The sequence below is a fragment of the Helicobacter anseris genome (assembly GCF_003364335.1).
In the GTDB taxonomy this organism is placed as follows: domain Bacteria; phylum Campylobacterota; class Campylobacteria; order Campylobacterales; family Helicobacteraceae; genus Helicobacter_H; species Helicobacter_H anseris.
In genome coordinates this window covers 1-13270 of record NZ_NXLX01000013.1, presented here as the reverse complement: position 1 = coordinate 13270, position 13270 = coordinate 1, and the positions used below count along the sequence as shown (strand labels likewise).

The 13270-nt window shown below is 30.7% G+C and carries 11 protein-coding genes; 1 reads left to right on the top strand and 10 read right to left on the bottom strand.

Annotated features, from left to right (window positions below):
* Positions 1-10 precede the first annotated feature (10 nt).
* Together CQA57_RS05700 and CQA57_RS05695 are read right to left on the bottom strand one after the other, a co-directional pair.
* Positions 11-1453 carry a UvrD-helicase domain-containing protein gene (locus CQA57_RS05700; RefSeq protein WP_115579271.1) on the bottom strand — a complete coding sequence of 481 codons (1443 nt, stop codon included), beginning with the start codon at positions 1451-1453 and terminating at the stop codon, positions 11-13.
* An 11-nt stretch (positions 1454-1464) separates the two neighbouring features.
* Entirely contained in the window at positions 1465-2028 is a 564-nt protein-coding gene (locus tag CQA57_RS05695; RefSeq protein ID WP_115579270.1) for a hypothetical protein, read from the bottom strand.
* A 104-nt stretch (positions 2029-2132) separates the two neighbouring features.
* On the opposite strand from CQA57_RS05695, the gene CQA57_RS05690 reads away from it, so the two are divergent.
* Entirely contained in the window at positions 2133-6149 is a 4017-nt protein-coding gene (locus tag CQA57_RS05690) for a conjugal transfer protein TraG N-terminal domain-containing protein (RefSeq protein ID WP_115579269.1), read from the top strand.
* Positions 6150-6176: 27 nt separating this feature from the next.
* On the opposite strand, the gene CQA57_RS05685 is transcribed toward CQA57_RS05690, so the two are convergent.
* The 8 genes from CQA57_RS05685 to CQA57_RS05655 all read right to left on the bottom strand — a co-directional run.
* Complete coding sequence (locus CQA57_RS05685; protein WP_115579268.1) at positions 6177-6782, bottom strand: hypothetical protein; 606 nt, start codon at positions 6780-6782, stop codon at positions 6177-6179.
* A gap of 141 nt (positions 6783-6923) precedes the next feature.
* Positions 6924-7577 carry a hypothetical protein gene (locus CQA57_RS05680; RefSeq protein ID WP_115579267.1) on the bottom strand — a complete coding sequence of 218 codons (654 nt, stop codon included), beginning with the start codon at positions 7575-7577 and terminating at the stop codon, positions 6924-6926.
* A gap of 539 nt (positions 7578-8116) precedes the next feature.
* A complete protein-coding gene (locus CQA57_RS08155; RefSeq protein WP_170126835.1) occupies positions 8117-8284 on the bottom strand; it encodes a hypothetical protein in 168 nt (55 codons plus the stop codon).
* Complete coding sequence (locus CQA57_RS05675; RefSeq protein WP_115579266.1) at positions 8281-8877, bottom strand: hypothetical protein; 597 nt, start codon at positions 8875-8877, stop codon at positions 8281-8283. The genes CQA57_RS08155 and CQA57_RS05675 overlap by 4 nt, the downstream gene beginning before the upstream one ends.
* A 26-nt stretch (positions 8878-8903) precedes the next feature.
* Positions 8904-9359: a BspA family leucine-rich repeat surface protein gene (locus CQA57_RS05670; RefSeq protein WP_115579265.1), complete on the bottom strand. Its 456-nt coding sequence runs from the start codon at positions 9357-9359 to the stop codon at positions 8904-8906.
* A 245-nt stretch (positions 9360-9604) separates the two neighbouring features.
* On the bottom strand, positions 9605-11032 hold the full coding sequence (locus CQA57_RS05665) for a hypothetical protein (RefSeq protein WP_115579264.1): 1428 nt from the start codon (positions 11030-11032) through the stop codon (positions 9605-9607).
* A 104-nt stretch (positions 11033-11136) separates the two neighbouring features.
* On the bottom strand, positions 11137-12012 hold the full coding sequence (locus tag CQA57_RS05660) for a hypothetical protein (protein ID WP_115579263.1): 876 nt from the start codon (positions 12010-12012) through the stop codon (positions 11137-11139).
* 127 nt (positions 12013-12139) lie between these two features.
* Positions 12140-13270 (bottom strand): BspA family leucine-rich repeat surface protein (locus CQA57_RS05655; RefSeq protein WP_115579262.1); only part of this gene is annotated, 1131 nt, incomplete at its 5' end.

Sequence of the window (13270 nt, the reverse complement as noted above, 5' to 3'; positions counted from 1 at the left end):
AGTTCCTCGCTTAAATCTGATAAATATTATTTTTAATTTCTTCTAAAACTTCTTTTTGATTTGGCTTATCTGATAGTAAAGAAAATATATCATAAGGCTCAGAGTTTTTCAAAAGACTTTTTGCTCTTGTAATTGCCACATAAAGAAGATTTATTTCTTCGCTTGGGATTTTGTCTCTCATTGAAACCTTTAAAAGATCATTAGCCAATACTACTCTATCCCATTCTGCACCTTTTGATTTATGTGCTGTGGTAACAATCACATCGCACTCGTTTTCTTTGTAATGATGGATTGATCTAATCACTTTAAAAATATTGATTTCATTTGAAACTGCAATATAAAATGCAGATAACTTTGAGGATATGTCTATTTCATCAGGATTTTCTTTTATAAAATTTAATAATTTCTCTTTAGTATTCAATTTCTCTTTAAAAAGAGGATTAACAATCTTTTCCTTGCTTTTTTCGTTTGTTGAAAAAACTCTAGCAATATCGGCAATATCAGTTAGATTATATTTTTTTACTCCACCAAAAAAATGGATCTTTAGATGAGGATTTTCTGCTAAAAAGAGAAAAATAGTGGAATTATTTCTTGCGATAAATGTATATCTTTCTGTTTCACTCCAAGTTTCATTGGTTTTTTCTTTTTGTGTTATTAATTTCTTTTGAGAATTAGCCAAAAATAAATATTGATTTGCTAAATCAACGATGTCTTGAGGACATCTAAAAGTCTGTGTTAGAAAAAAACTTTCTGCATTCTCTAAGTTCTTTAAATCACTGAGTGCGTCAATACAATTTCTAAAACCATAAATTTTTTGATAAGTATCTCCCACAAATACTTTTCTAGCCTTTTGTTTCATCACTAAAGATAGCATTACAGGGTTTAAGTCTTGAGCCTCATCTACCAAAATATAATCGTAATTTAACTTATAATTGCATTGCTCGTAAATTTTCAGGTAAAAATCTTGTTCAAATGGAATAGAGCTATTTTCATTGCACACTAGATTCCAAAGTTTTTGGAGATATTTTGTGTAAAAACCTCCAATATTGAAACTAATTTTATGAAATTCATTTTCACCAAGATTAGAGTTAATAAAGTAAGTAAAAGACTTTAATAAAAGATCTATTTCATATTGTTCCAATTCTGGAAAAAAGTCTTTCAAGTTAGAAACTCTGAGCTTCTCATTCCTTTCTATTTTTTCCTTAAATTTATGTCCTATGGCAGAATATGCCAAAGAGTGAAAGGTCTTAACATCTATATTACTACCTGTGAATTTTTTATCGGCTTCTTTTTTCATAGATGTGTTATAGCAAAGATATAAAAAAGTATTCTGCGGTCGTTGTTTATAAAAATTTATCAGAGTAGAAGTTTTTCCGCAACCTGCAAAGGCATTGATAAGGGTAATTTCTGCATTACTCTCTATGATCTTTTTTTGCTCTTGTGTTAATTTCATAAGATTTTTTCTTAATCATTAATTTTTAAATCTTGAGCTTTTTGTTCATTGCCTTCTTGTGAAATACTGTTATTGCTTCTTCTTTCTTTGATTTCTTTGACTATTCTTATTGAATCTTCAATCCCTCTTTGTTTAACGCTATTTTCTTGTTTAATTTGTTCTAAAAAATCACTAGTTTTCCCTAATTTAGAAAAACTTGAAGAGTTTTCAATCTCCTTGACTGCGTTGTCGTATTCTTTTTCAATTTCAAACTTTAGATCTAATAATTTATCTAATAGTTCATTTAAGCTAAAGGCTTTAATATAAGCCTTTAACAAATTATCTTTGTCAGAAAAGGAATTTTGCTGTTGATTGATTTTTTCTTGGAGTGTAGCTTCTACATTTTTTTCTTTTTCAAGCAAAGAATTTTTTTGCGAATCTAATTCCTCTTGCATTTTCTTAATTTCAATATTGCTTTCTAATAAAATCTGATCACAATATTTTTGATACATAGAATAAATAGCATAACCAGAGATAAAAGAACCTAATGTGAAAGATAGAATACTTGTTTTGTTAATAAAACTTGAAATTTTCATATTTTCCCTTTTCTTTTCTTTTTTGCGAAGTGACTTTATGCACGCAAAAAAAGCTTATCTTTTTTTGATACAATTATACTTGAAAATAAAAAAGATAAGAGAAAATGAAGAAAACTTTATTCGTATTTTTTACTTTTAGTGCTTTTTTGCTAGCTTATACTCCTGAAAGTATTTGTAATCCAGATACTTTCTTGAGAACCTGCTTCCCCTATGTAGTATATGACGATATTAGATCTACTGTAGATGCTTTTGATAGCGTTGGAATGATTTTTAACCATAGCACTGCTTGGAATAATATGGTAGATATTATTATTCTATGCTTTTGTGTAGTTTTGATTATAAAAGCTTCTTTTGGAAGTGGTTTTGCTCCCAATGGAATATTCTTAACAAAAATACCTGCTTATATTTTAGGTGTGGTTTTATTGCTTGCCACGATGAATAATCAAGCTTTAAAAGTAACAATGACTATTGCTGATGGAAGATCTTTATATAAAACCTATACAAATGGTGGTCAAAATTTGAGAACAGTGGGAAATATCCCAATCTCTATAGCAATAATTGCTAGTTTAACAAATTATCTTTCTAGTAGTTTTGTAAAAATCGTTGAAGAGACTTCTACACCAATCAATGGAACAAAATACACAGATATAGGGGCATTCAAGTATTTCTCTTTGATTGATAGAAAAAAGATGGTTTCAATAAGAGACTTGCAAGAGCCAGAGATAACTGCTTTTTTGTCAAGTTACGATAATTACATTCAATCTTGCTTTTTACCATTTAAGAGCAATTTTAAAGACTCTGTTCCTGATGTTTTGGGATTGGGAAAAGGAAGTATTAAAAATGTTAGCCCAGCAAATTTGGTAGCTAAACTACCTGGATCACAACAAGCATTGGGGAATGACTTCTTTTCAACTATTTTTGTAGATGGTAAGAATGTGAGCTGCAATCAATATTGGAATAACCATCTTGTTCCTACGGTTTCTCCAGCAATGGATATTTACAAAAAATATTTACTAACTTCATTAAACATAAACGACGCATTTGAAATGAATATTTCAGATGGCTTGAATAATGGCTTAATGGCAGGAAGTCAAGAGGTATTAGACGCAAATATGGGAAATCTAAGCTCTTATATGCAATATATGGTGCGAGGGCAATTAGATATAATGAATGATAGGGCTATAGCTGCAAAAGCATTAGGAATGGGTGCAGGTATTGCTAGCGATTCTGTTAATCAGGCTACAAATTCTGCATTCTTAAAATTACACGACACCATCAATCAATCAAAATTTTTCTTCTCATTAGAAACAATGCCTATTATAATTACAATTATAAATTGTGTCTTTATATTTTCTTTTCCTTTTGTGATTTTCTTCTCTGCACTTGGCGGTTTTAATAGGATATTTAAAGTTCTATCAGTTTATGTAATTAGCTTTTTATCTGTAGCTTTAATACCAAGCGGTTTAGCATTGGCACACTCTATTATTTTGAATTACACAAAAGAGAATGCTCTTACGCACCTTTTAAAAATAGGCACTGATTATGTCCATAATTATGAATATTATCAGTTTATGGCTACCAATGCAGAATTGGCTTCAAATGTCGGCTTAATAATTGCCTTAGGCTTCCCTGCTTTAGTTTTAACAGGTAGTGCTGGTTATATGTTTTTTGGAATGGCACAATCTACCGCTTCTCTTGGCAGAACACAAGGAGTGGAAGGATCAATAAGGGAAATGACACAAGCACAAGATGCAGTCAATAGAGGATTAGAAAATGCAGCGGCTAATAAAGCATTAATAGACGCAATCAATGCAAATAATGAGAGTGCAATTGCAAAAATGGGTATAAGTAGGGATATTGATAGTTATTCTAGGGGATACATTGGAAGTGGTATCGCAAGTGCAGGCAATGTCGCAGGGTTTGGTTCTAGCATAATCAATCAAAAAGATTTAGATATGATGTATGATGGTGGAAGATTTCAAGGTATTCAAGCCTCAAGCTCAATCAAAACTCTTGGTGCTGAGATGAACCACTCACAAAATCTTTTTGATAAAAATGGAAATTTCTTAGGTTCTGTTAGTGGCGAAAGTATGGCAAAAACACTAGGAACAAGTGGGGCGTTAAATCAAATAGGCGGTGCTAAAGGATTAGTAGCTAGCGGTGCTTTTGATTCAGGTGGTAATATTGCAAATACTTCACAAGGAAAAAATTATACGCAGGGATTGGAAAACAATGCGAGAATTTCTACAAATCAAGTGCAAGGTGCTGGTAAAGAAGGTAGATTTACAAATGAAGAAATGAATGCAATCCAATATAATGCACAAGCAGGTATTCAAAGCCAAATTGCAAGTGGTCAATCTTTGAGAGAAGCTTATGGAAATAACTTAAGCGGTGGTGGTAGCGTTGGTTCTGACTTTAAAAGCATTGCTAAAGATCTTGCTGATTTACAAAATTTATCTAATGCCGCTACTTCTTCAGGTTTCAATGCAAACAAAAGAACTCTTGGTATGGACAACAAGGCTTATTTTGATAGTATCAAACAATCTAGCACACATCAACTTGCAGAAAATCTTGGTATGGCTAAAGCTCAAGGAGAAAATATTTCTCGTATTGGGGTAGAGGGTATTAGAGATAATGCAGCTACAAATACAAGTAAAAATATTATGGATAGCAATGCTAGTGCAGAAGTTAATAGAGAGAATTTTGGGGATCTTAGTGGTGGTTTTGGAAGTAGAGATTATCAGCAGGTTGCAAAAGGAAATGCTTCCTTACAAACTGCAAAAACTATTGGTAATGCCGCAGGATTTAATGAAATCAATGGAAATGGAGATGGCATTGATAAAATTGCTAGAGTTACACAAAGCTCTGTAGCTGCTCCAATTGAAGCTATTAACAAAACCGCAACCAATGCTAGAAAAAACTTTGATGATACTGTTTCAATGCTACAACACACATATACTTCTCAACAGGCAAGAGATAATACAAAAAATCTAGCTTCTTTTAATGAGGAAATCAAAAGAGGCGTTTATGGCAATGGTGGAGTGTTGAGTAATGAAGCTAGAGGAAATATTATTGCACAAGGATATAATGAGGGTGCTAGAAGTGCTGGGGAAACATTAAATTATATTAGCAATACTGAAGCAGGAATTAGATCTGCGATAGCTAACTCAGAAACATTTAAAAATTTAGGTTTAAGTCAAGATGATGTTTCAAAATTACGAAGAGGAGATTATGAGCATTTAAGCAACCAAGCTAAGCAAAAATTAATGCAATATGGTAAAGATGAATATAAAAAACTCACTGGAGAAAATTTGAATATAACTGGTGAAACAAGTGGCTTCTTAGGATACGATTTTAACCTAAATAAAATCAATCAAAACAAAGCTATCGCATTAGACGCTGGCATTAGATCTGTCTCTGGTGAATTAACAAAACTCGCTGGTGGTTCTCAATCTGACTTCTTCTATAAAACTTCTTCTTCAAATATCACTGGTATGCTAAATGGTGATAGCTTTAATATCACTGGTGGTGCAGGAGGACACGCCACTGGTGGTATGAGTAGTGGTGTGAGTTATTCTCACAATGAGAGTAGAAACTATAGCTATGGCGTAAATGCTAGTGGTGGTAGTTATATGGCTAAAGTGGCAAGTAAAATGGGTATGAATATGGAAACTTATGCAAATATTGCTTCTGGTATTGAAATGGCAGGACAAGTAACTGGTGTAGCAATGGCTTTAGCTCCAGGTGGTGCAGTAGGTAGTGCATTATCAAGATTTGGTGCGATTGGTGCAGATAGTGCTTATGCTGTGGGAGTTTCAAGAGCTAGTGCAATTGCTAAGAGAAGTGGTCAAGGTTTATCTGATATTGAAACTAACATAAAGAATACAACATACGATATTAAAATGTCAAATTTCAAATTAAATGAAGCATTAAAGAAAGCAGAAGAGGAGGGTAAAGTTATTGAAAAAAATCACCCATTAAGACTAACAATTGATAAACAATACAACACTCTTAATAATTTAGGAAGTAAGCTTTCAGTAGAAAAAGATATTTATGATAGTAATTTTGGAAAAGGTGCTGCGAATAATTACTTGCAAGGAATGAAAAACTTGGAGCGGTAAAGAGGATAGGCAAAAGCCTATCTAAGATTATCTTGTTTGCTCTAATGGATCATAAGTGCTATAGCATTCCTCATAATCATTTGGAAAATGTTTTTTATAGAATTTAAAAGTATCTATTCCAATCTCATACCAATACTCATCTTTGAGATTTCTCTCTAAATAAGCTAGATAATTAGGATCTTTAGCCTCAAAGCGTTCAGGATCATTCCATTTGTAACCATAGGAATCTTGAAAAATAATTAAATTAATCTCTCCACTCTCTAATTTTTCAGCTGTATAAAATCTAGGAAAAGGAAAACTACCTGAAGTTGGAGCATTTTCTTCTTTTAGATAGTCTAATACTTCTTTAAAATACTGTTTATCGTGAATTATCAAGGAGCGAATGCCATCACCATCAAAAATAGGTGGTTCTAATACATATTCCTCCCATAATTTATTAGGGTGTTCATCTGGTGTGATTGTTTTTTTCCAAAGAATTGCTTTTTTTTTAACTTCTAACATATTTTGCAAAAATTGATAGCGAATGTTATCCATTTCTATTGCAAACTGACTCCTAGTCATTGATCGCTCATTAGAATAGTTATTATCACCTTGTAAAAAAGGAGCAAGTGTTAATGCACCAAGTAAATTCATATTTAATCCTTCTTGAATTTTTAGAAATTATAAGTTATTTTTTTGATGTTTTCAAATGAAAAATAAGTGGGGTAAAGGTTATGATATTGAAGAGCACCACTCAGTCAGTGCTTAATAAAGCACCCGAATGGTCTGTTGAGACTATGGAAAGATCAATGTCCATCCATAATAAGCTAGTAAAAATGTTATAACAAGCAAAAATGTCATAGCAATATTAGAAATTATTGTTTTTTTTCTTGTTATTTTATTAGCTAGATGTTGAGACCACATAAAATCTGATATTTTATAAACAAAAAAAACAATCATCATCATACAAGGAATTATCAAAAAAACTTTTGTCCTTGTTTGTGCGATTTTTTCTAATTTTTGTTCTTCACTTAGTTTATTCCACTTTTCTTTTCTCTCTTCCTCTTCCTTTGCCTTAGCTTCTGCTTCTTTCTCTGCCTCTAATCTCTCTTTCATAACTTTAGGATAAAAATGATCAAAGGTTTTCTTGCTAATTAGTCCTTCAGAATAAAGCTTTTCTATAGAATAATTTTCATACATTAAAGACTTATCTCTAGCAGTAGAATACAGTAACATTGTAAAGAATACAAAAAAGATTAAACCAAATGCCGAAATAAGATGTTTAAAAATAAAATACTTACTTTTCTTACACCTTTCATAAGCGAAAAACAATACTATTAAAAAAATGCAAAGTAATATTTGGATTAATGCAAAACAATAATAAATCCCAACTCCCCATTCATTATAGAAAAATACGCTAAAATTATTGATAAAAAAATCAAGTAACATTCTTGCTCCTTTAATTAAATATAAAAAGTTTTAATAATCAAAACTTTTTTGTAATGTAATCTTATAGGCTATTTTATGGATTTTCAAATGAATAATATTTATAATTTATAACGCATAATATATTTAGATTAAAACATATATTAAGTAATAAAATATGAGTATATTGCATATTCTTTTATAAGCATTTTAATTGTAGATTACAAAGCATAATGATGATTATTTTGTATGTATTTTGTAGTATTTTTGAAACATAAGCTAGAGGTTGAAGATATTCTCCTAGCCCACGCTTATGAGATGAGCTAAGAGGTTTTATCTTAATAGGCTTGACTTATTAGCATTAAAACTAATATAATCACTATCAAGATATCCGTTAATATCTTCATTTGATTACCTCCTTTCATTTGAAAGTAGGTAACCCTAAGGAGGCAGCCACCTCTTTAGGGCAACCTCTACTACAATTATATAATCTCTTAGTTTTAAAAACAAATATCTATATAAATTACAATAGCCTTGATTTGGTTTTTTGCTTAATTATTCATTCATTTTTCATACGCTTCATATTCCATCACTAAATGAGAATATAATTCAAACTCTTTGTTGCAATTACCACATTCATAATCTCTGGAATCATCATCTTCCATTTCCAAATAGTCAAATTCAGAATAATCTATATAAGCTCCACAATAAGGACATTCTACACTATTCATTTTACACTCTCCAATTTACAACTTGCATAATCTGCTTTATACCACTTTTTGATTTCAATTAAATCTCTTCCCTCAAACACCCAAGTATCTTCAGGAACTCCAAGCATTTCATTTGGTCTGCATACAAGCACACATTTACTTTCTATTCTTTTTGCCTTAATCCAAGCCTCTTCCTCAGTATAAGCTCCTAAATCCTCAACCCACTTACCCTCTTCTTCATTCCAAGAACCAGTGCGGGAGTTTAGCTCTTTGATAGTTTCAAGTAAGCATTTGTAAGGGTCGTAGCCGAGAATATCAAAAGTGCAAAAAATAGTATTTATTGAATTCTCTAACCCAAAGCTAAAAAAGTTATTTGAGATTTTGAAACATAAAGTGTTTCTAATAGCTCCTGCATTGATAGCTACCACTATCATATTACATAAAGCTTTAATCATCTCATACTGATTGTTATCACGCTCTGCCTCAAAAAACTTAGCTAACTCTTTTGTATAATCGACTCTAAAGTTTCTCTTTTGGTCTTCTTTATTTAAACCTCTCTCTTCTCTACAAACTCTTAGTTTGTCTTTTATATCGTTAAATTGTTCTTGTGTCATTTTTAATCCTTTGTCTTTTGCAAATATTATTCACACCAATTTGGCTTGATATATCCTGGAATATCATCAAACATTCCACGCATATTCTCTACATTACTAACATTCCACCTAGATAAATCTGAAGTAAAGTTTTTGCAATGAAAGAACATATAAGACATATCCTCTACATTACTAACATTCCAATTGGAAAGGTCAGCATTGAAACTATTGCAATCACAAAACATAAATGCCATATCAATTACCTTGTTAGTATCCCACTTAGAGAGATCTGAAGTGAAACTATTGCACCCATAGAACATTCCACGCATATCCTCTACATTACTAACATTCCAGTTTTCAATACCACTGAAATTCATTCTCTCAGTATTAAGAAATAACTGGCTCATATCAGTAATGAGTGAGGTATCAATATCTCCAAGATTGATTGATAGATCATTGCACAATGTTTTTAATTCTTTTTTTGTTTTTGGTGTGTATTTCATCGCAATCCTTTTATTTTCCTGTATTCTATCTCATTTACTAAGATATTTCAAATGGATAATATATGCAATAATGAACACATAATATATTCTAATTTACACACATACTATGTATAAATCTATACGCATAATACATATAAAAAGATTAGTATTATTTTGCTACACACAAAAATATTTATACAAAAACCTACCATAATAAGCTTTGGTATAAATATAAAAAACCCCAGAGGGGCGAAATGAAATGGTGTTTAATAAACACTCTGCTCATTTTCTTTAAATTTTTGATACGCTGCAATGATGGCTCTTCGCACAAAAGCGTTACTTGAATCCAAAGCGAATAGCTTATCTGCTCTGATTTCTTTCTGCTCTTTTAAGCCAAACTTTTGCATAAATTGCTCTGTTCCAATAACACAATTTCCAGCATTGTAAGAATCTTTTACATCAACAAAGAATTCTTTCAAATGAGGTTTAATTGCATAATCAAAACCATTTAATTTAGTGCGTTCTCTTCTTAGAAGAATATCAATCACTGAACGCATTAAATCACAATTGCTGGAACTATCAAATTCATCTTTTTCTAATAATGGAATTATAAAATTTTTCTTGATTGAAAAATGATAGATGTTTTCTTTTTGTTCAACATCTAACAAAGTATGAGCTAATTCTAACTCAAAAACAAAATCTATTTTTCCATTAAAATCCTTCAAATTTCTAATTCTAAATCTAGTTCCTGCTTCATTAAGCTCATCTAAAACATCGGCTTTAAAATCAAAAATCATTTTTTTATAATCGTTCCAGACAAAATAAACATATTGTTCTTTTTTATTATACTTAATATGTTTTTGGAGCAATTTTTCTAATAAATAATCTTTTAATCTAAAAATACTTGAAAACTTTTTCTTATTCTTATAGACATAAGAAACCATTTCCTCTGATAAAAATATTCTGTCATCAAGATCATCAATACCTATATTATTTAGCACATCACAGACTAATCCTCTTACATTCAGATCAAAATTTTCATCTACAATATAGCTTTCTACATCTTTAACCGCCTTTCTTTGCTTTTTATTGAGATAAAAAATATTATTCGGTATAGCAAAAAATGGGGTATTATCATCTGTATCAGCATTATCATATATGATATTCTTTAAATCTTTAGTGTTAGAGATTTTTTTAAAAAAAGCCTTTTCTGCCTCTTCATTACAGAAATTCAAAGAAGAGATTTCTGGATAAATCGTTTTAGGAGTAATGAAAAAACTTTTTTCTTTCCTACTAGAAATAGCTAAGTTTTCTTTTGAAGCCATACTCAAAATTTGTTCTTTAAACAAAGAATATATGTAATCAAAATAACTTTCTAATTCTGAGGAATTATAATAATATGGTGTATCAACTCTCTTAATATATTGATCTAAAGGACGCCATATTTCATTAAATTCATCATCATCAAAACGGAAATCATTTTCTTGTAATAAATAGAAATGTTCTGCGACATCTTCCATCAAACTTTCCATAGATCTCCAATCAATTCCTACACAACTTAAGTCTTTTGTATAGTTAGTGTGATTTATTTTAACGAATAAAGTATTATCTTTAATTTGGCATTTTGCATATGGTGCTAATGCGTAAATATTGCCCTTAATTAATATATTTCTAACTTTTTCTAACTTTTTCATTATTTTTCCTTAATTATTTTTCAAAATAAAATAAGGAAGATTTTATGAGTTAATCTGCGTAGGCAGAAAAACAAAAATCTTCCCACCTACAGCGGATTAACAAATTAATATTTTTTTAGAATTAAAAACAGATAAACAAAACCTTTTAAATCATTAACAATAATGTGATCTTTTTCATAGGCAATTTTGTCTATGATTATTTTTTCAAAAATCTCATTATTGTGGATACCTTGTTCAGAAACCATTTTAATTACTCCTGCAGTTTCTACCATTGAATACAAAATATTTGTATTCTGACAATAAAACAAACAATCCTCATCAGAAATGATCTCTTCTAGTATTCTTTTTTTGTCGATCTGTTCTTTTGGAATTTTTTTAATCTTGCTTTTTATTATTTCTGTTTTTTCATAAAAAACATTTATTATTTTATGTGCAAGAAAATGCGAAATATCAATAGGAGATCTATCCGAAATGTCCTTTATTGGTAATTGTCCAAAAACATTTCCTTCAATCGAAAAAGTATAACTGTGAGAATTTGTATTACAATCCCATTCAGTATCAATCCTTATTGAAGCCTCTTTCCCACAAATACTCGCTTTAATTGTTTTAACTATATAACCGTTACTTTGAATATGTTCAATTATCGCTTTTGTCAAAAGATAATATTCTTTTACAAGAAGTTTTATTCTTTTAGGATCGTGCGATTTTTGCTCAGAGTATTTGTTATAAAGCCTTTCAACTATTTTAAAATCATCATTGATGATATAAACACCATTATCGCCATTATCTTTGTCTAATATTGAATAATCAGAAAAATCAGGTTCTACGAAAAATCTAAATAATGTTTTGATTTCATCATATTTTAATCCTAATTCTTTTGCTACTTCTAATACTGGCTCTACTGTATCTCTACCACCATTCCAATGCAAAAAAATTCCTTTTTCTTCATTTTCTTTGTAAATTACACATCTATTTCCCATTTTCTATCCTTTATATGTGCGAAAACAAAGAGAGCTTCCCTATTGGAAAACTCATCTATTGCTTTCCAATAGTCATTAAAGTGTCTAAGCACTCAACTTAAAGCTCAATCTGTCCTTTTTAAAGGATTTAATATTTACACCAATTTGGCTTGATATATCCTGGAATATCATCAAACATTCCACGCGTATCCCCTACCTTGCTAGTGTCCCACCTAGATAAATCCGAAGTGAAATTTTTGCAACCAAAAAACATTTCTTGCATATTCTCTACCTTGCTGACATTCCATTTAGAAAGATCAGTATTGAAATTATTGCAATTAGAAAACATTTCTTGCATATTCTCTACATTACCAACATTCCACATAGATAAATCAGAAGTGAAGTTATCGCAACGATAAAACATTCTTTCCATATCCTCTGTATTACTCACATTCCACCTAGATAAATCTGAAGTGAAGTTATCGCAATCACAGAACATAAATGCCATATCTCTTACATTACCAACATTCCACCTAGATAAATCTGAAGTGAAGTTATCGCAACGATGAAACATTCCACGCATATTCTCTACATAGCCAACATTCCACCTAGATAAATCTGAAGTGAAATTTTTGCACTCATAGAACATATAAGACATATCCACTACCTTGCTGACATTCCACTTAGATAAATCAGAAGTGAAACTATCGCAATTACAAAACATTCCTTGCATATTCTCTGCATTACTCACATTCCACTTAGATAAATCTGAAGTGAAGTTATTGCAATCACAGAACATATAAGCCATAGTCTTTACATTGCTGACATTCCATTTAGAAAGATCAGCATTGAAGCTATAGCAATTAGAAAACATACTATGCATATCTCTTACATTGCTAACATTCCACCTAGATAAATCAGCATTAAAGCCATAGCAATCATAGAACATATAAGACATATCCCCTACCTTGCTGACATTCCATTTAGATAAATCTGAAGTGAAGTTATTGCAACGATAAAACATACTTTGCATATCCTTCACATTGCTAGTATCCCATTTGGAGAGATCTGAAGTGAAGTTATTGCACAAGCAGAACATAAATGCCATATTTTCTACATTGCTGACATTCCACCTAGATAAATCTGAAGTGAAACGATCACAATTACGAAACATTCCACACATATTCTTTACATTACTAACATTCCAGTTTTCAATACCACTGAAATTCATTCTCTCAGTATTAAGAAATAACTGGCTCATATCAGTAATGAGTGAGGT